The 21017-nt window shown below is 69.8% G+C and carries 24 protein-coding genes; 16 read left to right on the top strand and 8 right to left on the bottom strand.

Features of this window, described 5'->3' with window-relative positions:
• Positions 1–40 precede the first annotated feature (40 nt).
• Positions 41–1201, top strand: a complete 1161-nt coding sequence (locus ABGA98_RS20055; RefSeq protein WP_347619855.1) for an FAD-dependent monooxygenase — start codon at positions 41–43, stop codon at positions 1199–1201.
• Here ABGA98_RS20055 and ABGA98_RS20060 read toward each other — a convergent pair.
• Positions 1170–2009 (bottom strand): SAM-dependent methyltransferase, encoded by an 840-nt coding sequence (locus ABGA98_RS20060; RefSeq protein ID WP_347619856.1) that lies wholly within the window; start codon positions 2007–2009, stop codon positions 1170–1172. The genes ABGA98_RS20055 and ABGA98_RS20060 overlap by 32 nt on opposite strands.
• Before the next feature lie 328 nt (positions 2010–2337).
• On the opposite strand from ABGA98_RS20060, the gene ABGA98_RS20065 reads away from it, so the two are divergent.
• A complete protein-coding gene (locus ABGA98_RS20065; RefSeq protein ID WP_347619857.1) occupies positions 2338–2523 on the top strand; it encodes a hypothetical protein in 186 nt (61 codons plus the stop codon).
• 6 nt (positions 2524–2529) lie between these two features.
• Here ABGA98_RS20065 and ABGA98_RS20070 read toward each other — a convergent pair whose 3' ends face one another.
• A complete protein-coding gene (locus ABGA98_RS20070; RefSeq protein WP_347619858.1) occupies positions 2530–3630 on the bottom strand; it encodes a serine hydrolase domain-containing protein in 1101 nt (366 codons plus the stop codon).
• A gap of 93 nt (positions 3631–3723) precedes the next feature.
• Between ABGA98_RS20070 and ABGA98_RS20075 the strand changes: the two genes are divergently transcribed.
• Entirely contained in the window at positions 3724–4368 is a 645-nt protein-coding gene (locus tag ABGA98_RS20075) for a TetR/AcrR family transcriptional regulator (RefSeq protein WP_347619859.1), read from the top strand.
• Here ABGA98_RS20075 and ABGA98_RS20080 read toward each other — a convergent pair.
• A complete protein-coding gene (locus ABGA98_RS20080; RefSeq protein WP_347619860.1) occupies positions 4349–5149 on the bottom strand; it encodes an N-acetylmuramoyl-L-alanine amidase in 801 nt (266 codons plus the stop codon). The two genes, ABGA98_RS20075 and ABGA98_RS20080, sit on opposite strands and share 20 nt — an antisense overlap.
• Before the next feature lie 45 nt (positions 5150–5194).
• Between ABGA98_RS20080 and ABGA98_RS20085 the strand changes: the two genes are divergently transcribed.
• The gene (locus tag ABGA98_RS20085) at positions 5195–5356 is read left to right on the top strand and encodes a hypothetical protein (RefSeq protein ID WP_347619861.1); all 162 of its coding nucleotides are present in this window, start codon (positions 5195–5197) and stop codon (positions 5354–5356) included.
• Positions 5357–5412: 56 nt separating this feature from the next.
• Here the strand turns inward: ABGA98_RS20085 and ABGA98_RS20090 are convergent, their stop codons facing one another.
• Entirely contained in the window at positions 5413–5889 is a 477-nt protein-coding gene (locus ABGA98_RS20090) for a hypothetical protein (RefSeq protein WP_347619862.1), read from the bottom strand.
• A gap of 170 nt (positions 5890–6059) precedes the next feature.
• On the opposite strand from ABGA98_RS20090, the gene ABGA98_RS20095 reads away from it, so the two are divergent.
• From ABGA98_RS20095 to ABGA98_RS20130, 8 genes are all read left to right on the top strand, one after another.
• Positions 6060–9410, top strand: coding sequence for a BTAD domain-containing putative transcriptional regulator (locus ABGA98_RS20095; protein WP_347619863.1), 3351 nt, complete (start codon positions 6060–6062; stop codon positions 9408–9410).
• 139 nt (positions 9411–9549) lie between these two features.
• Positions 9550–12048 (top strand): glycoside hydrolase family 9 protein, encoded by a 2499-nt coding sequence (locus ABGA98_RS20100; protein WP_347619988.1) that lies wholly within the window; start codon positions 9550–9552, stop codon positions 12046–12048.
• Between the two features lie 50 nt (positions 12049–12098).
• Complete coding sequence (locus ABGA98_RS20105) at positions 12099–12422, top strand: PadR family transcriptional regulator (RefSeq protein WP_132511346.1); 324 nt, start codon at positions 12099–12101, stop codon at positions 12420–12422.
• On the top strand, positions 12419–12670 hold the full coding sequence (locus ABGA98_RS20110; RefSeq protein ID WP_347619864.1) for a hypothetical protein: 252 nt from the start codon (positions 12419–12421) through the stop codon (positions 12668–12670). The genes ABGA98_RS20105 and ABGA98_RS20110 overlap by 4 nt, the downstream gene beginning before the upstream one ends.
• Complete coding sequence (locus ABGA98_RS20115; protein ID WP_347619865.1) at positions 12667–13299, top strand: nucleotidyltransferase domain-containing protein; 633 nt, start codon at positions 12667–12669, stop codon at positions 13297–13299. The genes ABGA98_RS20110 and ABGA98_RS20115 overlap by 4 nt, the downstream gene beginning before the upstream one ends.
• Positions 13296–13766, top strand: a complete 471-nt coding sequence (locus ABGA98_RS20120) for a hypothetical protein (protein WP_347619866.1) — start codon at positions 13296–13298, stop codon at positions 13764–13766. The genes ABGA98_RS20115 and ABGA98_RS20120 overlap by 4 nt, the downstream gene beginning before the upstream one ends.
• Before the next feature lie 323 nt (positions 13767–14089).
• Complete coding sequence (locus ABGA98_RS20125; RefSeq protein WP_347619867.1) at positions 14090–14719, top strand: TetR/AcrR family transcriptional regulator; 630 nt, start codon at positions 14090–14092, stop codon at positions 14717–14719.
• Positions 14720–14741: 22 nt separating this feature from the next.
• The gene (locus ABGA98_RS20130) at positions 14742–16163 is read left to right on the top strand and encodes an aspartate aminotransferase family protein (protein ID WP_347619868.1); all 1422 of its coding nucleotides are present in this window, start codon (positions 14742–14744) and stop codon (positions 16161–16163) included.
• Positions 16164–16231: 68 nt separating this feature from the next.
• Here ABGA98_RS20130 and ABGA98_RS20135 read toward each other — a convergent pair whose 3' ends face one another.
• Positions 16232–16615, bottom strand: a complete 384-nt coding sequence (locus ABGA98_RS20135; RefSeq protein ID WP_347619869.1) for a hypothetical protein — start codon at positions 16613–16615, stop codon at positions 16232–16234.
• Between the two features lie 388 nt (positions 16616–17003).
• A complete protein-coding gene (locus ABGA98_RS20140; protein WP_347619870.1) occupies positions 17004–17399 on the bottom strand; it encodes an ATP-binding protein in 396 nt (131 codons plus the stop codon).
• A gap of 263 nt (positions 17400–17662) precedes the next feature.
• Here ABGA98_RS20140 and ABGA98_RS20145 point away from each other — a divergent pair, with 263 nt between their 5' ends.
• The 4 genes from ABGA98_RS20145 to ABGA98_RS20160 all read left to right on the top strand — a co-directional run bounded on the left by ABGA98_RS20145 (position 17663) and on the right by ABGA98_RS20160 (position 19582).
• A complete protein-coding gene (locus ABGA98_RS20145) occupies positions 17663–18481 on the top strand; it encodes a helix-turn-helix transcriptional regulator (protein ID WP_347619871.1) in 819 nt (272 codons plus the stop codon).
• The gene (locus tag ABGA98_RS20150) at positions 18478–18702 is read left to right on the top strand and encodes a DUF397 domain-containing protein (RefSeq protein WP_347619872.1); all 225 of its coding nucleotides are present in this window, start codon (positions 18478–18480) and stop codon (positions 18700–18702) included. The genes ABGA98_RS20145 and ABGA98_RS20150 overlap by 4 nt, the downstream gene beginning before the upstream one ends.
• A 130-nt stretch (positions 18703–18832) precedes the next feature.
• Positions 18833–19057: a DUF397 domain-containing protein gene (locus ABGA98_RS20155; protein WP_347619873.1), complete on the top strand. Its 225-nt coding sequence runs from the start codon at positions 18833–18835 to the stop codon at positions 19055–19057.
• Between the two features lie 171 nt (positions 19058–19228).
• A complete protein-coding gene (locus tag ABGA98_RS20160; protein ID WP_347619874.1) occupies positions 19229–19582 on the top strand; it encodes a helix-turn-helix transcriptional regulator in 354 nt (117 codons plus the stop codon).
• Positions 19583–19682: 100 nt separating this feature from the next.
• Here the strand turns inward: ABGA98_RS20160 and ABGA98_RS20165 are convergent, their stop codons facing one another.
• On the bottom strand, positions 19683–20846 hold the full coding sequence (locus ABGA98_RS20165) for a methyltransferase domain-containing protein (RefSeq protein ID WP_347619875.1): 1164 nt from the start codon (positions 20844–20846) through the stop codon (positions 19683–19685).
• Positions 20846–20980, bottom strand: a complete 135-nt coding sequence (locus tag ABGA98_RS20170; RefSeq protein WP_347619876.1) for a hypothetical protein — start codon at positions 20978–20980, stop codon at positions 20846–20848. Before ABGA98_RS20170 ends, ABGA98_RS20165 begins: the two co-directional genes overlap by 1 nt.
• Between the last annotated feature and the right edge of the window lie 37 nt (positions 20981–21017).

Consider the following 21017-nt stretch of genomic DNA (forward strand, 5'->3'; position numbering starts at 1 on the left):
GGTCGCCGGGTTGTCAGCGGCGGGCGTGAGGCTGCCGGGCATGCAGAACACCAGCGTCCTCATCTCCGGCGCGAGCGTCGGCGGCCCCGCGCTCGCCCACTGGCTCGCTCGCTACGGCTTCGCCGTCACCATCGTCGAGAAGGCGCCCGCGCTGCGCCTCGGCGGCCAGGCCGTCGACTTCAAGGGCGAGGCCCACCTCACCGTGCTGGCCCGCATGGGCATCCTGGACGACGTGCGCCGGCTCCAGACGGGCGGCGCCGACCAGCTGATCGTCGACGCGAACGGCAGGACGCTCGCGGTCATACCCGGCACGTTCAGCGGCGGCGACGTCGAGATCACCCGCGGCGACCTGTCCAAGCTCCTGTACGACAGGACGTCCGCCGACTGCGAGTACGTCTTCGGCGACTCGATCACGTCGCTCACCGAGACCCCCACTGGCGTGCACGTCACCTTCGAGCGGGCCGCGCCTCGCACGTTCGGCCTGGTGGTGGGCGCGGACGGGATCCATTCCAACGTGCGCCGCCTCGCGTTCGGCCCCGAGTCGCGCCACGTCAGGCACCTCGGCCACTACTACGCCCTGGTCGGCGTCGGCGGCGGGTTCGGCGATCAGGGGATGATGTACAACGAGCCGGGCAGGATGGTCGCGGTGGGCGGGTCGTCGGCGCCCGCGTTCTTCGTCTTCGCCTCCGAGCCGCTCGACTACGACCGCTACGACCTCCAGCAGCAGAAGGACATCCTGGCCCGCGTCTACGCCGGCATGGGCTGGCGGACCGCGGCCGTCATGGAGCAGGTGCGCACGTCGGACGACGTCTATCTCGACGCGATCGCCCAGGTCAGGATCGACCGTTACCGTGCGGGCCGGGTGGCGCTGCTCGGCGACGCGGCGTACGGCAACACCCTGGGCGGCTTCGGCAGCGGCCTGGCCATGGTGGGCGCGTATGTGCTCGCGGGCGAGCTGGCCGCGGCCGGGGGCGACCACCGCGTGGCCTTCGCCCGGTATGAGGAGCAGCTGCGCGGATATGCCAGGGTGGCCAGGAACGGCAACGCGGGCCCTTTCCTGGCCCCGGCCACCCGCACGCGCATCCGGCTGCGCAACCTGACCTTCAGGTCGGGCTTCCTGCTGGGGATGATGCTGAAGCTGACCGACATGTTCGCCACGAACATCGACCTCAAGGACTATGCGGGGGCGGGCCCGCGCTGAGCCGGCCGACCCCGCCGTCGATGCGTAGTTGCGGCGTGCGGTCGAGGAGCGGGATCGCGGCGTCGTCGGCGTCGATGTGCCAGTCCTGCACCGGCACGAGGCCGGGCCCGATCAGGTCGAACCCGTCGAACAACGCGAGCACCTCGTCGCGGCCGCGGAACCTGCCTTGCGCGGGCGAGCCGGCCGTCGCCATCGTGAGCTGGGCGATCGCCTCGGGGTCGCTCTCCGCCATGGCGTGGGAGAGCACGAGATGGCTGCCCGGCGCCATACGTTTCCTGAAGGCGGCCACGATGCCGGCCGGGTCTTCCTCGTCCATGACGAAGTGCAGCACGCCGACCATCAGCACGCACACCGGCTGGTCGAAGTCGATCAGCCCGATGATGTAGGGGTCGGCCAGGACCTCTTCGGGGCGGCGCAGGTCGGCCTGGATGCCCTCGACGCCGGGCGAGTCGGCGAGCAGCACCTGGGCGTGCATCCGCACCACGGGGTCGTAGTCGACGTAGATCACCCGGCAGGCGGGGTGCACCTCGCGGACGGCCTCGTGGATGCTGGGCGAGGTGGGGATGCCGGTGCCGAGGTCGATGAACTGCCGGATGCCCTGCCTTGCCAGGTGGCGCACCGCCGCCACCTGGAAGCGGCGGTTGGCCCTGGCCACGAGACGGGAGTCGGGCGCGACCGCGAGGAGCTTCTCCGCCACGGCCCGGTCGATGGCGAGGTGGTCCTTGCCACCGAGCAGATAGTCGTACACCCGCGCAGAACTCGGGACATTCGGGTCCACACCGGGCGGAACACGTTCTAGCTCGGTCACTCGGGGCCTTCCTCCCTGCCTCGTAGCACTTGGTCGTCATACTACGCGGACATACCGTCCTAGCAGAGAGCGTCGTACCAGACCGGCAGGAAAGCGCGGGCAGAACATGTTCTCGCCCGCGCCCCGTCAGGTCCCGCGACGCGGGCTCCCGGCCTGTTCCGACCGGGTCCGCGAGGCTTCTTCGCGAACCGCTGAGACACCGTCCTTCCCTGGTGGATCCGGAAATACAACCGCATGACCGATGCGCTTACGGCACAAGCCTGTGCATGCTGGTGGTGACGGATCCGGCGTGAGGCCTGTTCCGCACCTGAAGAGGAGTCACAAGGGTATGGAGAACGCGGCAGGCCGCCCGACCGTGATCTTGGACAATGGCGTGGTCGGCAGGGTCATGCTGGCTCACCGGTCACGGCGCGACCTGGTGGTCGTGCTGGGCATGGACGGCACCCTGCTCAGCTGCCAGCTCGACGACATCGCCTGCGTCGTCGGCGGCAAGCCGCTCTGCCGGGACGGCTGACCCGGGTCAGCCCTTGGCGACGATGTCGCCGATCAGCCCGACCGCCGCGAAGTCGCCGGTGAGCCGGTTCTTCGTCAGCGCGAAGGCGGTGCCGGTCGCCGTGTCGGCGTACGCCGCGCTGCCGCCCGCCCCAGGCACCCCGAAAACCGTCGGCTGCTCCTCCGCCGTCGAGGTGGGCCCGCCGATGCCGTAACCCAGACCCCAGGTCGACGGCATGCCGAACACCTCGTCGACGCCGCTCGACACGACCGCCGTCGCCTCCCGCAGCCGCTCCTCCGTGATCAGCCGGACCCCGTCCACCTCTCCGAGCAGCGCCGCGTACATGCGGGCGATGGCCCTGGCCGAGGTCTTGCCGCCCGCCGGGATGTCGGCCGACAGATAGTCGGACCGGTTGCCCAGCTCGGCCCCCGGCATCAGCTCCATCGGCCCGGCCCTGAACATCGGCAGGTCCGCCGGCATCTCCCCGAACGCCGACATGTCCATCGGCGCGTCCTCCAGCCGGGCCAGCCGGGCGTGCTCCTTCTCCGGCACCCCGAAATAGAGCTCGCCGGCCACGCCCAGCGGCTCCGCCACGTCCTCCAGCAACACCTGCGAGATGGGCTTGCCGGTGGTCCGCCGGACGATCTCCCCCACCAGGTAGCCGAACGTGTAGGCGTGGTAGCCGACCTTGGTGCCCGGCTCCCACCACAACTCGGCGTCCTCCAGCGCGGCCACCATCGTGCCCCAGTCGCAGGCGTCCTCGGGCGTGGTGTCGAGCGGCACGCCGGGCACTCCGGCGGTGTGCGAGAGCACGTGGCGCACGGTCACGCCGTGCTTGCCGTGCCGTGCGAACTCCGGCCACAGCTCGGCCACAGGCGTGTCATAGCCGAACAGGCCCCGCTCGACCAGCAGGTGCGCGATGGTGGCGGTGGCACCCTTGCCGATCGAGTAGTTGTAGAAGGGCGTGTCCGGGGTGACGGGCCGCCCGGTCTGCGGGTCGGCCACGCCCGCGACCACGTCCACGATCTGCACGCCGTCCCGGTAGACGGCCACCTGGAGCCCGCGCTCCTCGCCTGACTCGACGAGCCTGTCGGCCGCCTCCTGCACCTGCTTCTGAAGGTCGCTCATCGTCAACTCCCCTGGTTGGAACTAGACGGTACAGTACTGACATCAGTACGGAACTGTCTAGTACTCTCTTCTCGTCGATCAGAGAGGGCGGTCATGGCAGCGGAAGTGGACAGCCGTACGGCACGCAAGCGCAGGCAGATCCTGGAGGCGGCGCGGCCGGTGTTCCTGCGCAACGGCTACGTGGGCACGAGCATGGACGAGGTGGCCGCACTGGCCGCGGTGTCGAAGCAGACGGTCTACAAACACTTCACCGACAAGGAGCAACTGTTCGCGAGCATCGTCCTTGACACCACCGGCCAGATCGAAGAGCTGGCCAAGATGGTCACGACGGCCCTCGACGACACCGCCGACCTGCGCGCGGGCCTGGGCGAGCTGGCCAGGCGGTTCCTGGGGGCCATCCTGCGTCCCGAGGTGCTGCGGCTGCGGCGGCTCGTGATCGCCGAGGCCGAACGTTTCCCCGACCTCGGCCGCACCTGGTACGAGCAGGGCTTCCAGCGCTCGCTCGACACCCTGGCCGGCTCCTTCGAGCGGCTGGCGCAGCGCGGCCTGCTCCGCCTCGACGACCCGCAGCAGGCCGCCGAGCACTTCGTCGGCCTGCTGTTGTGGATACCGCTGAACAAGGTGATGTTCTGGGGCGGCCACGACCACTACACGGAGGCCGATCTCCGGCAGCTGTCAGAGGCGGCCGTCACGGCGTTCCTGCGCGGCTACGGCCCCGCTAGCGCAGATACTGCCTGAGCCCGGCCGCCAGCGAGGTGGCGATGCGCTCGCGGAAGGCGGGCTTGGACATCCTGGCGGCGTCGCGGCTGTTGCGCATGTTGCCGCACTCGATGAACACCGCCGGCCGCTTCGACAGGTTGAGCCCGCCCAGGTCGGTGCGGGTCTGCAGGCCGTCGCGCCCGGCATAGGTGGCGTACGGCATGCGCGTGCCCACCCGGTACGCCTTGCGGATCGCCAGCCCCAGCCGCCGGGACGGCCTGATGATCGCGTCGTTGTGCCCGGCGATCAGCCCCGGCATGATCACATGGAAGCCGCGCCCGCTCTCGGCGGCGCCGTCACCGTGGATGGACACGACCGCGTCCGCCCTGGCCTCGTTGCCGATGGCGGCCCGTTCGGTGATGCAGGGGCCGACGCCCTTGTCGTCGGGCCGGGTGAGCACGACCTCGGCCCCCATCTCCTCCAGCAGCGGCTTGAGCCGGGCGGCGACGTCCCAGGTGAAGGCGTGCTCGGGGTAGCCGGAGCGGGTCCGGGTGCCGATCGTGTTGCAGGGTTTGCGGCCGGTGATGACGTCGACCAGGCGGTCGATCTCCTCGCGGTGCGCGGCGTTGAGGCCGTTGTGGCCGGGGTCGATCACCACGGTCTTCCCCGCCAGCGGGCCTCCGCGCCCGGTGGGCGACGATTCCGCCGACGCGGCGACCGGCGCCTTCGCCTCGCGTACGGCGGGCACGGCCCCGGCGCACGCGACCGACACTGCGACCAGCGTGGCCAGCACCGCGGATCCCGTAAGGAAGGCGCCCATGGGACCGACCGTACCCGGTGTCGGACATCAAGCCCAATACCGGCTATGACCTGGGATTTCGTGTCGTCTTCCCATGCGGGCGAACTGGAGGCCAACGACCCGCGCAAGCGCGACCTGTACGCCAGGAACGGCTATCAGGGGCGCGGCACGTTCGCGCTGCCGGACGGCGCGGTGTTCTGGCCGATGTGGCGGCCCGCCGCGCCCTGACCCGTCGCCCATCGCGGGCCCCGCCGGAGGTCCGGCGGGGCCCGCGTCAGGTACGGCTACAGCCCGGTCAGCTTGAGCTTGACGGTGTACGAGTACGCCGTCTCGTCCGTCCCGGAGATGATGTCCGTGTCGATGTGGGTCTGACCGACGCTGAGCCCGGTGCAGGTGGCGGCCTCGGCGACCGCCGAACCGAGACTGTCGCCCTGCCCGAGGGCCGGCCGCGTGACCTCGCGCAGGTTGAAGGCCACGTTCAGGCCGTTGTTGATCGCCCCGGTCGGGTGGCCGAAGTCGCTCGGGTTCGCGTCGTCCCCGCTTCTCATGTTGTGGGCGCCGTTGTTGGGGAACAGGTTGCCCTGCACCAGGAAACGGAGCTCGTCCCGCCCGTCCTGCTCTGCCACGTTGCCGGCGTCGATGTCGTAGAGCTCCACCAGGCACGACGTGGCCATGGCGGTGGCCGGGCCGGCCACCAGCACCGCGGGCGCAGCCATGCCCAGGGCCAGGGCGAACGCGGCGATCAGTTTGTGAGAGCGCATGCTGCCTTCTCCTCGATGTGCTGACGTTTCGCGACCTTCGCGGAACGCGCCGTCAGAGTGCGGAAGGCGGCGTGAGCGCATCGTGAGCGCCCAGGTCAGTAGTGCAGAGCACACTCCATCCGTAGCGTTTGGCACAGTCAGAGGAACGGATCGCGCCTAGCCTGCCCGCTATGGGGGACTCGCTGACGCTCCTGCTGCTCGGCACGCCGGAATTGGCCATCGGAGGGGAGCCCGTGGGCATCCGCTCCGCCAAGTCCAGAGCCCTGCTCTGCTACCTCGCCGCCACGCCCGGGCCGCGCTCGCGGGCCGAGCTGGCCGGGCTGCTGTGGGGCGAGCGCCCCGACGCCAACGCCAGGGGCAGCCTGCGCCTCGCGCTCACCGAGCTGCGCAGGGAGGTGGGCCGCTGGCTCGACATCTCCCGGGACCACGTGTGCCTGCGCGAGAACGACGGCTGCTTCGTGGACCACCGCCGGCTCGTCCAGGCCCAGGCGGTGGCCGAGGCGCTGCCGTTGTGGCGCGGCGAGTTCCTCGACGGCGTCTCCTTCTGCGACGCCCCCGCCTTCTCCGGATGGCTGGAGTCGGAGCGGGTACGGGTGCGCACGCTCCTGCGGGACCTGCTCGTACGTTCCGCGCCCGGGGGTTCCGCGGAGGTGCTCCGGCTGGCGCGGGTCGTGGCCGCGCTGGATCCGTACGACGAGGAGGCGCACAGGCTGCTCATCACGTCGCTGGCCAGGGCGGGCAACCGGGCCGGCGCGCTGGCCTGTTACGAGGAGCTGCGCCGGCGGCTGGCCACCGAGCTGGGCGTCGAACCCGCCCCCGAGACCCTGGCCGTCCGGCGGGAGCTCGTGCCACGGCCCCGGCAGCCCCGCCGCGCGGCGCCGCCTGTGCCCGGCGCGGAGCTGATCGGCCGGGACGCCGACGTGCGGCGGTTGCGGCGGCTGCTGGCCCGCGAGCGCCTGGTCACCCTGCTCGGGCCGGGCGGCGTGGGCAAGACCCGCCTGGCCATCGCCGCCGCCTCGGACGCCGCCCCACACGCCGGGCCGCACGCTGTCCAGAACGCCGGGCCGGACTCCGCCCCGGTCGCCGCCTCGGACGCCGGGGCGGAGACGGCGTTCGTGTCGTTCGCCGGCGTGCGGGAGGAGGCGGCCGTCACCATGCTGGCCCGCCGCCTCGGCGTCGACCTCTCGCCTCCGCGTCCCGCCCTGGAGCTCCTGCTGTCGGCCCTTGCCCGGCGCTCGTTCCTCCTCGTGCTGGACAACCTCGAACACCTTCCCTCCTTCGACGCGGTCATCGGCGAGGTCCTTCGCGTGGCTCCCGGGGTGCGGGTCCTGGCGACGAGCCGGCGGCGGCTCGACGTGCCCGGACAGGTGGCCGTACACGTGGCGGGGCTGGCGCCGCCGGCAGCGGAAACCCTGTTCGCGGCGCGGGCGCTGGCGGCCCGGCCGGCGTTCGACCCCGATCGCGAGGCGCCACTCGTGGCCGCGATCTGCGCCACCACCGGCGGGCTGCCGCTGGCCATCGAGCTGGCCGCCGGCCTGCTGCGGGCCGTGCCGATCGCGGACCTGGCCCAGCGCCTGGGCGTGGACACCGGCCTGCTGACCGCCGCCGGGCCCGCCGCCCGCCCGCGGCACGCCTGCATGCGCACGGTCTTCGAGACGTCCTGGCGCCTGCTGGACGCGGCGGGGCAGCGGGCGCTGGCGGCGCTGTCGACGTTCCGCGGCGGGTGCACGCTGGGCGCGGCGCTGGAGGTCGCCGGGACCACCCCTCAGGTGCTGGTCCACCTCGTGGACCACAGCATGATCACCCTCACCCCCTCAGGCAGGTACGCCCTCCACCCGCTCATCCAGCAGTTCGCCGCCTCCCACCTGGAGGAGGACCCCGGGACGTGCATGACCGTACGGAGGCGGCACGCCGCCCACTTCGCCCGCCTGCTCGACCAGCACGCCGCCGCGCTCCAGGACGCCTCGGACACGGAGGTCACCCGCGTGCTCGGCCCCGAGCTGGACAACATCCGGCTGGCCTGGGCCGCGTCCGGCGAACCCCGCTTCCTGGACCACTATTGGACGCTCTGCCTGCGATTACGCCTGTACGAGGAGTCGGGCGCCATCGTCCTGCGCCACCTCTCCCGTACGTGTGAGGCCCCGCACCTGCGTGCCCGCCGGCTCTGGATGGCGGCGGTGAGCGCGCACCAGCTCGCCAGGGAGGCCGAGGCCACCCGCCTGGCCAGGGAGGCGCTGGAGACCTTGGGCGAGCCGCTGCCCGCCTCGCCTGCCGGTCTCGCGGCCGCCGCGCTGGCCGCCGCCGTCCGGCAGGCAGTGCACCGCCTGCTGCCGTGGGAGCGGGCGGACGCCGCCGGTCCAGAGGCCGCGCAGGCGCTGACGTTGCTCGCCAGGCTCGCGTACTTCCAGCAGGACCTCCCCACCATGCTGGCCACCTCGCTCCGCCAGCTCAACGCCGCGGAACGTGCCACCGACCCCGCGCTGAGAGCCGAGGCCTACGCGAACTTCACCACGATCGTCCGGATCGCCGGACGCCACCGGCTGGCCGCCCGCTACGGCGTGCTCGCCGACCGCGCGCTCGCCGTCATCCGGCGCCCGACGGACGCCGCGAACCGCGCCCGGCTGGCCAGAGGGCTCGACCAGCTCCATGCGGGCGCGTTCGTGGAGGCGAGGAGATCGTTCGCCGAGGGCCGGGCCAGGACGCTCGACCCCAGGATCGCGGAGCACTGCGCGGGCATGCTCGCGGAGACCGCCCTGTGGCGGGGGGACTTCGCGGAGGCGGCGGAGTTGTTCGCCACGACGGAGGAGCTGGCCGTCAGGCGCGTGGGCGGGGACGACATCGGCCGCCACTGGTGCCTGACGGGACGGGCGGAGGCGCTGCTGCGGATGGACGGGGTGGCGGCGGAGCGGATCGGCGAGGTGCTGGCGGGCGCCCGCGCGTCGGCCGACCGGCGCCGTACGCATGAGAGCGAGCTGGGTCTCCGTGACGGGCCGGTCAGGCAGGCGGTCCAGGAGATGCGCCTCCTGACCGTCGCGGCCCGCCTCGCCCTCCGCGCCCCCACGGCGGAAGGACCCCCGCCATCCGTGGAAGCGCGGCCGCAGAACCCTCCGGCAGTGGCACGGGCCGCGCTGGAAGAGGCGTTGCGGCTGGCGGAGGGGTTGCCGGCCGCGCAGCCCGGCATGTTCGAGTGCTGGGCGGGGCTCGCCGAGGTGGTGTGGGAGCTCGCGCCGTGGCCGGATCGTGCGGCCGTGCGCCGGCTCCACGCCCACCTGGCCGGCTACCTGTCACGCACGCCCGGCGCGGCGGCCAGGATCGGCTGGGCCCGAGCGCTCGTGCTGGCCGCCGCCGGCAGGGAGCGCGCGGCCAGGAAGGCGGCGACCGAGGCCAGGTCGGCCGCCGAGCGCCTGGCGGTGCCCTACGACCGCCGCCGCGCCGGGGAACTGGCAGGCCGGCTCGGGGCGGCCGTGCCCTCGTGCGAACGGCGCGGGACGGATGAAAGTTTCAGGGCCTTGCGTGGCTGATGGTGCCAGGGCGCGCCGGGGCGTTGACGTGGCGGCTTCGGGCAAGCACTATCGGGGCGCGCCCTTTTTGGGAGCGCTCCCACTCCATCGGAGGACCTCCATGACCCGATGCCGGGCCGCCTTACTGGCCCTCCTCACCATGGTCGCCCTGTCCCCGGCCGCGTACCCGGGCACGGCGGCGCACGCCGACGAGGGACCCGAGCAGATCGTGAACGGCGCCTTCGACGCCGGCACCGCTCCCTGGTGGGGCACCGCCAACCTCACCCTCGCCGTGGACGAGGGCCGGCTGTGCGCCGACATCCCCGGCGGCACCGCCAACCCGTGGGACGTGATCATCGGCCAGGACGGCATCCCGCTGGTGGAGGGCGAGACGTACGCGTACCGCTTCGCCGCCTCGGCGACCCCCGCCAAGGTCGGCCGCGCGCTGATCCAGCTCCCGGTGGACCCGTGGACGCAGTACCTGTCAGCCGCCCTCGAGCTGAGCGTCTCGGGGAACGACTACTCCTACACGTTCACCGCACCCGTGTCGCTGCCTGACGCCCAGGTCGTCTTCCAGCTGGGCGGCAGCGCCGAGCCATGGAGGTTCTGCATGGACGACGTCTCGCTGAAGGGCGGGGCCGAGCCGGAGGAGTACGAGCCGGACACCGGACCGCGCGTGCGCGTGAACATGGTCGGCTACCTCCCGGCGGGCCCCAAGAGGGCCACCGTGGTCACCACCGGGACCACGGCACTGGAGTGGGAGCTCAGGAACGCCGAGAAGGAGACCGTCGCCAGAGGCAGGACCACGCCGAGAGGCGTGGACGCCAGCTCCGGCGAGAACGTGCACACCCTCGACTTCAGCTCCTACCGCAAGCCGGGCAAGGGCTACACGGTGACGGCGGACGGCGAGACGAGCCGGCCGTTCGACATCGATGCCGGCCTCTACGACGAGCTGCCGGTCGACGCGCTGAAGTTCTACTACACGCAGCGCAGCGGCATCGAAATCCTCGACGCCCTCCGGCCCGGCTACGGCAGGCCGGCCGGCCACGCCGGAGTCGCGCCGAACCAGGGCGACGTCGAGGTGCCGTGCCAGCCGGGCGTCTGCGACTACACGCTGAACGTCAAGGGCGGCTGGTACGACGCCGGCGACCACGGCAAGTACGTCGTCAACGGCGGCATCTCGGTCCACCAGCTCATGTCGGCGTACGAACGGAACAAGGCGGCGTTCGAGGACGGGCAGCTCGACCTCCCGGAGAGCGGCAACGGCGTCCCCGACGTGCTGGACGAGGCCCGCTGGGAGCAGGAGTTCCTGCTGAGCATGCAGGTGCCGGACGGCGAGCCGTACGCGGGGATGGCCCACCACAAGATCCACGACCAGAACTGGACGGGGCTGCCGCTGCTGCCGCACCTGGACCCGCAGCCGCGCGAGCTGCACCCGCCGTCCACCGCCGCCACTCTCAACCTGGCCGCGACGGCGGCGCAGGCGGCGCGGCTGTTCGCACCGTACGACGCCGCGTTCGCCGCCAGGAACCTGGAGGCGGCCCGCAAGGCGTGGGCGGCGGCCAAGGCGAACCCGGAGCGGTACGCCGACCCGGCGGACGGCGTCGGCGGCGGCGCCTACAACGACGCCGACGTGAGCGACGAGTTCTACTGGGCGGCGGCGGAGCTGTTCATCACGACGGGCGAGGAGGAGTTCCAGGAGTTCGTGCTGGGGTCGCCGCACCACACCGGCGACGTCTGGCGCGATCGCGGGTTCGACTGGGGCAACACCGCGCAGCTGGGCCGGCTGGAGCTGGCGACCGTGCCGAACACGATCCCCGACCGTGGCCGGGTGCGCAGGTCGGTTGTCGAGGGGGCGGAGAAGTATCTCGCCGTGCAGAAGGCGCACCCGTACGGGCTGCCGTACAACCCGCCGGACTTCGACTGGGGCTCCAACAACCTGGTGCTGAACAACCTGGTCGTCGTGGCCACGGCCTACGACCTGACGGGGCGGGAGAAGTACCGGGCGGCCGTACGCGAGGGCATGGACTACCTCCTGGGCCGTAACGCGCTCAACCAGTCGTACGTGACCGGCTACGGCGAGGTGGCCTCGAAGAACCAGCACAGCCGCTGGTACGCCCGCCAGCTCGACCCCGCCCTGCCCAACCCGCCGCGCGGCACGCTGGCCGGCGGCCCCAACTCCGCCATCCAGGACCCGATCGCGCAACGCCTGCTGCAGGGCTGCGAGCCGCAGTTCTGCTACATCGACGACATCGAGTCGTGGGCCACGAACGAGCTGACCATCAACTGGAACGCCCCGCTGGCCTGGGTGTCGGCGTTCCTGGCGGACGACGGCGGGCGTTCCGAGTGCCGGGTGCGCTACTCGGGGCACGGCTCGTGGCCGGGCGGGTTCATCGCCCAGGTGGTGATCGAGAACACCGGCAGGCAGAGCGTGGACGGCTGGAGCCTGCGCTGGTCGTGGCTCGGCGGCCAGCGCGTCAAGGAGGGCTGGGGCGCGAAGCTGGCGCAGTCGGGTTCGGTGGTGACGGCCACGGGGCTGGGCTGGAACGACCGGATCAAGCCGGGCAGGTCGGTGACGTTCGGGTTCGCCGGCACCGGCGCCACGGGCCCGAATCCGGCCCCGGAGGTCTTCCACCTGAACGGCGAGCGCTGCTCGTGACATGGGCGGGGGCGTTGCACACGCTCCGTTGAACGGAATACTGTCGCCCCATGCCGAGGGGAACATCTGAAGTCAGCGAGCCGATGTACTTCGTGCTCACCGCCCTGCGCGCGGGCCCGCTGCACGGACACGCGATCAGCAAGTCGATCAAGGAGCTGTCCGCGGGCAGGGTGCAGCCGTCGGTCGGCACCCTCTACGGCATCCTGGAGCGGCTGAACGAGCGTGGAGTGATCACCGTCGACCGCGAGGAGACGGTCAACGGCCGCAACCGCCGCTACTTCAGGATCACCGACGAGGGCCAGGCGCTCGTGGAGGCGGAGGCGAGGCGGATGCAGGAGGCCGCCTCGCTCGTGCTGCGGCCGTCCAGCACATGACCGCCGCCCCGCCCGCGCCCGCCATGAGCGCTCTGGAGCGCCGCTACCGCAGGTTGTTGCGGGCCTATCCGCGCGCCTACCGCGCGGAGCACGGTGACGAGCTGCTCGACGTGTTACTGGAGTCGGCCGGCCCCGGCAGGACCGCGCCGGTGCCGAGGGAGGCGTGGGGCCTGCTGGCGGACCCGACCAGGTATTCTGGCAAAAAGCCAGGATATGCTGGCGTTTTGACAGTAAACTACAGAGCGTGATCCACATGTCACGCATGCCCTCGACCAAGGACGCAGGCATGCAACATCCTCCGCCTCCTGTCTTTCCCATCTTCCGCTCCAAGATCACGTGCACGGTGCTCACCCACACGTACTTGGGCGGCGGGGAGACCTCAGTCAGCGAGTTGGCCACGATTGCTCAAACCGACAGTGGCACAATGGCGCGCGAGGTATCCAGGCTGGAACAAGCCGCGGTACTCGGTAGCCGGTATGTCGGCCGTACCAAACTGGTGCACGCCAATGAGACGGCCCCTTTCTACAAGCCGTTGCGCGATCTGGTCACGATCACCTTGGGCCCAGTACAAGTCCTCGCCGAGGAACTGGCCGACATCGAAGGCATTGAAGAGGCTGCCATCTTCGGCTCATGGGCGGCACGCATACACGGAGAGGCCGGTCCCGCGCCAGTGGACATCGACCTCCTAGTCGTCGGCCGCCCGGATCGTGACGATCTCCACGACGCCACGAGACGCGCGGGTTCAAGGCTTGCCCGCGAGGTCAACCCCGTGGTCATCACCCCCACCCGGTGGGAAGCGAACGAAGACGGATTCATCCGTGAGCTTCACAAGCGCCCGCTGGCGAACGTAGCGATTCCCGGTGGAGACAACGAATGACGAGTTGGGAACGGGGGCGGGAAGAAATTGTCGGCATGCTACAACGACGCGAACTCACCCAGGTCATCGCGGACACCGAACTCGCCGAACGGATGATCACTACCGCCCGCCAGCACCTGGTCAGCGCCGAGACGCTGGCCAGCACGGATCCACATCTTGCCTATGCGGCCCTGCACGACGCGGTACGTAAGTCTTTGGCGGCGCTTCTGCAGATGCAGGGCCTACGTGCGACGACGACCGGCGGCCATCTTGCGGTCCAACATGCCGCTCGGGCGCAGTTCGGCGCGTCCATGGGCGCGATCCTCCGGCCGATCGACCGTATTCGCACGACCCGCCACGAAAGCGAATATCCAACGCCGTCCACTTGGATAGACGAGGACACTGTTCGCGACGACCTTTCTGCTGCGACCGCTGTTGTTGAAGCGGCGGGAAGGGCGCTTCCTCACCTATCGCCGTTCGTGCCATGAAGAGAAGCCTGCGCATGCCGCGCCAGCCGCGATGTTGTGGTGAGTCTGCCGGTCGGTCCGTCTCCGGCGCACTGCGAGCAACCTAGAGCACCTTTTGGTCATACGCGCCTTGGAGTCGTACCCGGCACCCAGGTGAAGCGCGCACTCCATAGGCCCCTGACCAGGCAGTCTGTCAAAACGCCAGGATATGCTGGCGTTTTGACAGCAAGCGCAGCCGATCCGTGCCGCACATGTCCCTGTGAAGGTGTGGAGGGGCGGCGGCCCAGGTAGATTCTCCATCAAGTGATTGACTGAGGTGTGCCAGCCGAACTACGTTCGGTAGCATGCCACCTGCCGAGACCGCACAGGTCGCGCTGATCCTCAAGGTCGCGACGCAGCTGTTCGCCGCGCTGGGCTACGACGGCACCTCGACGCGCCAGATCGCCGACGCGGCCGGGCTCAACATCGCCACCGTCAACTACCACGTCGGCGGCAAGCGCGAGCTCTACCTCGCCGTCATGGAACGCGCGCACCTGGCGGAGAAGGCGGCCCTGGAGCAGGCGCTCGACCGCCTGCCCGGCGACGACCCCGCCGCCGGGATCCACCGGCTGGTCGACGACTACCTCGACTTCTGCGTGGACAACCCCGAGGTGCCCGCCCTGTGGATGCACCGATGGCTCTCCGACGCGGGCGACATCACCGAGTTGGAGCGCCGCTACGTGCAGCCGCTCTTCGCCGCGGTCGCCGCCACCATGCGGCCCATCGCCGAGTCGGGGCTGATCGACGCGAGAGTGGACCTCGAATACGCGATGTGGACGGTCGTCTGGTCCGTGCACGGCTTCGTCAAGGGCGGGGTGCTCGACGACCAGGGCCGACGCAGAGGAGCCGGCGACCGGGCCGCGCTGCGCCGATTCCGCGCCCACCTGCATCTGACCCTGCACCGCATGCTCGGCCTGCCTGGCGACCCCCGGTGAGCTTCGCCCCGAAGGAGCCCGCGTGAACCTCCCCCTGACCGGACGGACGGCCGAGGACCTGCTGAGCGAGATCGCCAAACTCAAGGTCAACGACTTACCGGTGCGCGGCGGCCAGGTGACCACGTACGTCTACGACACCGGGCGGGCCGAGATCGGCGAGGCCGCGGCGCGGGCGTACGCCGAGATGCTGGAGGTCAACTGCCTCGACCCGACCGCGTTCCCCAGCGTGGTCGAGATGGAGCGGCAGGTCGTCGGCGCGGTCGCGGACCTGCTCGGCGGCGGCCACGGCATCTTCACCAGCGGCGGCACCGAGTCGATCATGCTGGCGGTCAAGGCCGCCCGCGACGCCGCCCGGAGCTCCCGCCCCAACCTCGTGCTGCCGGTCACCGCCCACCCGGCCTTCCACAAGGCGGCGCACTACCTCGGGATCGAGGTGGTGCCGGTGCCCGTGGACCTCGCGACGTACAAGGTGCGGGCCCGCGACGTCGAGGCCGCGATCGGCGCGGACACGATCCTGGTGGTCGCGTCCGCGCCCTCCTACCCCCAAGGAGTGATCGACCCGATCGAGGAGGTCGCCGCCGTGGCCGCCCGCGCGGGCGTTCCGTGCCACGTGGACGCGTGCGTCGGCGGGTGGCTGCTGCCGTGGTTACGGGAGGCGGGCGCGGCGGTCCCGCCGTTCGACCTGTCCGTGCCCGGGGTCACGTCCCTCTCCTGCGACCTGCACAAGTTCGGGTACGCCCCCAAGGGCGCCTCCGTGGTGCTGTTCGCCGACCCGGCGATGCGGCGCAGGGCGTACTTCGCCTCGGCCGCCTGGCCCGGCTACACGATCATCAACGCGACCGTGCAGAGCTCCAGGTCGGCGGGCCCGCTCGGCGGCGCGTGGGCCACACTGCAGGCGCTCGGCATGCAGGGGTACGTCGAGCTCGGCCGGGCCACGCTGGAGGCGACGGCCAGGCTGCGCGAGGGGATCTCCGCGCTCCCCGGGCTCCGCGTGCTGGGCGAGCCCGAGTCGTCGCTGGTGGCGTTCGCCGGGGACGGGATCGACGTGTTCGTGCTGGCGGACGAGGCGCGGGCGCGGGGCTGGTTCCTGCAACCGCAGCTCTCCTACGCCGGCATCCCGGCCAACCTGCACATCACGGTCACCGGGGTGACGATGGCGGGGGTGGAGGCCATGCTGAAGGTCATCGCCGAGTCGGCCGAGGCCGCCCGGCTGCGCGGCCCGGTCGTGCTGCCCGGCGGGCTGGTGGAGCTGGTGGCGGGGCTCGACCTGGAGGCGCTGGACGACGCCGAGTTCGCGGAGCTGGCCGCGTCGGTGGGCGTGGACCTGCGGCCGGGGGCGGGGCAGCCGGAGATGGCCACGGTCAACGCCGTCCTGGACGCGCTGCCCGCTCCGGCCAGGGAGGCGGTGCTGGTGCGCTTCCTGTCGGTCATCTACGGCTCGTAGGGCCGCGAAGGCGCGGCGCCCGTAACGGGCACCGCGCCGCTGTGCTGATCCGCTGGTAGGAGCCCTGCCTATCTCACGATCAGCCGCCCCGTGGTGTATTGCGCGTTGCCGATCCGCATGAAGCCGATGTAGCAGCCGCCGCTGCTGACCCAGCGCGTCACTCCGCCGGTCACGACCTGGCCGGCGCTGACATATCCGTTGAAGACCCGTCGCCCCGCCGTGTCGCATAGCGCGACATAGAGCCCGACGTAACGCTTCGGGCCGCTTCGCTTGTGATAGTAGGTCCTGATGAATGTCGTCTTATTCACCCCGCCGACCACGATGCAGAGAGGCGAGCCGGAGATGTCATTACACCTCTGCCGCGCCGCCGCCGCGTTCGCCGACGCCGGCGCCATCGTCAACGCCATGACGGCCGCCGCGAGGGTCGCGGTGACAGATCTTTTCACAGACATGTGAATATTGCCCCCTTGCCGAGTGTTGCCCCTGCTGTTACACCTTTCAGGCGGTTATAAAGCTACCGAATGCAGAATTGCGGGCACAGGTCAGCGCCAGGACATTTCCCGGACATTACGCAACACTTTCCCCCGCAAGGTCATTGCCGTCCACTGGATGCGGCAATCCCTGCCCGACCGCGACGGACCGGCGAGGTTTCCGGCGGCCGACTCGCGCGCATCGCCTGCGAGCGGGATTCCTGCTCCAGATGCTCGTACAGTTCGGCCAGCGTCGCACCGCACCGCACGTTGGAAAGCCCATGGCCAGGGGGCACCAGGACAGCGCGGAAGGCGATATAGCCGCCGCCGGCCCCTTCCATGATCGTCCAGCCCTGGAATCTCCTGCCCATCACGTCTCGGGCACGGCGCCGGCACTCGCCAGGTCGGCCCAGACGACGCGGTGACCACCCCTGATGACGTACGTGCCGTATCGGGAGCTGAGCCCGGCCACGATGCCGAGCCCACGACCTGCCTCCTCCATGGACCCCGCTTGGAGGGGCACGAAGCACGGTGCCGACGCCAGGGTGCCCGGGTCGATCACCTCCAGGCGTACGGAACCGGCGCCGAACCCCAGTCGCAGCCTCACCCAGTCGCGCCCCGGCCCTCCTGGCACGTGCTGGATGACGTTGGCCACCAACTCGGCGACGATCTGGAGCGCATCGACCCGCACGGCGGCGGAAGCGTCGGCGAGCCACAGTCCGACCGCCTGGCGCGCCTGCCACGAGGTACGGTCCCCGCGACGCAACGTCGCACTTCTCCATAGGACTATGCCTGGCCGCTTCGTGGGCGCGGTTCCTGTGGACACACATCCACCACCTTTACCTGATATGCCATTTCCAGGGCCGCACAAAAAAGTGAGGACCTGTCTGGGTCCGCTCACTTCTTCGGCCCATGGCTTTCCAGGGTGGCACAGCAGCGCTATTTTGTAATCAGTCGGCAACCGTCCGTGTCCAGACAGACCTGACCATCGGCTGTCCGTGCGGATGCATCAGCAGAGAAAGGCGTGGCATGACTGTGGACCAGCCCTCTGAGCCCTCAGCTGCGGAAACACCCGCGTACAGTGCCGTACTGAAAAATGCACGGAACGCCGCCGGCCTCTCCCAAGCCGCCTTGGGGGAGCTTCTCTCATGCAGCGAAAGTCTGGTCGGGCTGATCGAGCGCGGCAAGAGACGGCCGACCAAGGGCTTCACCCTCGCGGCTGAAGCAGCTTTGGGACTCAACGGGGAGCTTTTTCGCCTGCTACCAAACGCAAGGGTCATGTCCACACCGAAGTGGTTCAAGGAATGGCCTAAGGTGGAGGAAAACGCCCACACCATACGTTCATGGGAACCTCTCGTCATCCCGGGGCTTCTCCAGACGTCTCGCTACGCACAAGCTCTTTTTGCCGCCGAACCGGGCATGACTGATCAGTGGAGGGAGGAAGCCCTCGCAACACGGCTACGACGGCAGTCGGTGTGGGAACGCAAGGATCCGCTGATGTATTGGGCTTTGATCGACGAATGCGTGCTTCTCCGCCCTATCGGTGGGACGGATGTGATGCGTGAGCAGCTGGAGCACTTGCTCGCAATGGACGAGCGGCCCAATATTTCTCTCCAGGTCGTTCCGCTTGACGTAGGCGCCACGGCGGGCTTGGTCGGAGGCTTCGCTCTAGCCCAGGGTGATGCCATGCCGGATCATGTCCACCTCGAAGATGCCGCACTTGGCTCTATAACCGCTCACACGGAGGCGGTGCGACGAGTTGGTCTAAGATATGACGTGATTCACAAATGGGCGCATCCCGTACACGTGAGCCGACGACTGATACGTGAGGTGGCTGCAAGAATATGAAGGTCAGTGACCAACTGCGTGCCGAACTTGCCAGTGTGCAATGGACCAAATCCACGCTCTCCAGCTCCCAGGGCGGCAATTGCGTCCACGCGGCCAAGCTGAGCGGCGACCGATACGCGATCCGCGACTCCGAGCAACCCGACATCCCGCCCATGATCCTGCGCGGCGACGTCTTCCGCGCCTTCATCGGCGGCGCCAAGCTCGGCGAATTCGACTTCTGACCCCGAAGGGTATCCAGGCTCCGAGCCGAACCGGAGATGAACAGGATGCGGGCCGCCTCGCACGGCCCACATCCCTCCCCAACTCCCACGGTCAGCAGCCCGCGAGATAAGGACGTGAGGTGGGTAAGGCATGAAGATCAGTGGCGAGCTACACGCCGAACTGAACACCGCGCGGTGGACCAAATCTACTCTCTCCGGCTCAAGCGGCGGCGACTGCCTCTACGCGGCCAAGCTGAGCGGCGACCGATACGCGATCCGCGACTCCGAGCAACCCGACGTCCCGCCCATGATCCTGCGCGGCGACGTCTTCCGCGCCTTCGTAGGCGGCGCCAAGCTCGGCGAATTCGACTTTTAGCCTCCGAAGGGAATCCTGGGCTGCCTGGCACCGACCATCAGCCCAGCGAAAAACCGCGGGCAGAGGACACGCGACGCAGACCGCCGACATCGACCGATCGATCGTTGCCAAGAAGCGGTATGAGACAGAGCACGATCTAACCACCACACACGTGTTCGAGAGGAGCGCATGATGGGTCACAGCCGTTGGGAAACCTACAAGGCCAAGCGTCTGCGCGAGATGCACGCGGATGCGCAGCCTCACCCCGAATACGAGGAGGCGGGCCGTGACCTGGAGCTCGGAGACCAGCTACGTGAGATCCGTAAGCGCCGAGGCCTGTCGCAGAAGGTCGTAGCGGAGCGCTCTGGGATGTCCCAACCCGCCCTCTCTCGCATCGAGGGCGGTGGCGGCATCCCGGATATAGCGACACTGCTGCGCCTCGGTGGGGCAATGGGAGTCCGGTTCCGCGTCGATCTCGTCATCGACAACGACACCACTGAAGTCGAGTCTCTAACAGTGCATCACCGACAGCTCGCGAACGCATAAGTCGCAGGCGGCCCAGTCGAGACCCAGCTCAGTGAGTTGTTCGTCGCTCTGTGTAGTCCCGGCTGCGACGAAGCGGCGCCAAGCTCGGCGAATTCGACTTCTAAGCGGGACGCTGTGCCACCACGTGGTCCGGGGAGTCGAGCCAGAGGCGTTGTTCCTCGGGCGTGACCGTCATGCCGAACCGGTCGCGCCCCGGCTCGCCCCAGCTCACCCACCGGAAATAGGCGTCCACGACCTCGTCCCACAGAGCCCGCTCACCTACCTGGTAGAGCTTGTACCGCGCGGTGTCCGGACGCCAGTCCGCCGCCGCCCACGAGTACGGGTCGGCGGGGTCCGACACCCACAACCGGTACAGGTCGCCGTCCTCGTCCGGTTCGCCGCTGCCGTTGGAGGTCAGGCCGGTCAGTGCCGAGATGGCCAGATCTGCGCCGACAGGAGCGTGAGCGATCGTGCGCGGGTCGATGCGAGTGGTCAGGTGGTGCTTGTCCTCAGGACCGCGCGGCGGACGGTCAGGGGTGCCGCGTTGAGAGCGCATCAGCATGTACGAGGCGAAGCCGGGGAAGCGGCCGATCGCCGTACCGTCGGGCATGGTCACGAGCCGCAACGCGTGGTTGGTGCCGAACCCCGGGCAGTACGGCATCACCATCACCGCGCCCGGCCGTGACTGTTCGACCCAGGCGTACGGAACGGTCCGGACGCCGCACGTGACGTGGATCCGGTCGAACGGCGCCCGCTGCGGGCACCCGGCGGCGCCGTCACCGACGACCAGATGAGGCTTGGCACCGGCGGCGGCGAGGTTCTTGGCGGCCTGTCCGGCGACGGCGGAGTCCACCTCGACCGTGGTCACCTCACCGTGGTCACCGACCAGATGAGACAGCAGGGCAGCGGTCCAGCCGGTGCCGGTGCCGATGTCGAGCACTCGGTGGCCGGGACAGGGTTCCAGCAGGTTCAGCAGGTCGGCGACCGTGCTCGGAGCGGACGCCGAGGACGTGTAGTCACCCGCCATCTCGCTCAGGTCGGTGTCGCCGTCGTCGAGTTGGGTGACGATGCTGGTGTCGGAGTAGACGATGTCCCACCAGGTTGTGGGATCGGCGTCGCGGTCGATCAGGAACGCGGTGCCGGTTTTGCGGGGTGAGATGAGACCGACGTCAGGGATGAACAGGTGACGGGGCACCGCGCGGACCGCTTGCTTGACAACATCCCTGATGTCCCCGAGGGGGTCAAGGCCGGCGATCAGCAGTTCCATCCGCGCGGCGAGGTCCATTACTTCTTGCCGCCCTGACCGTCGCCGTGCTGGCCGGAGCCTGTCCTGTTCTCGTCGTCGTTGCTGCCCTGACCTCCCTGCTTGGGGTCGAGCGGCGTGTCCTTGGGGCTGTTGGGGTCCTCGTGTCGGCCCACGGATGTTCTCCCCTTACTCGTGGCGAATGCTCGTTGT

The sequence above is a fragment of the Nonomuraea sp. B1E8 genome (genome assembly GCF_039871515.1).
GTDB lineage: Bacteria > Actinomycetota > Actinomycetes > Streptosporangiales > Streptosporangiaceae > Nonomuraea.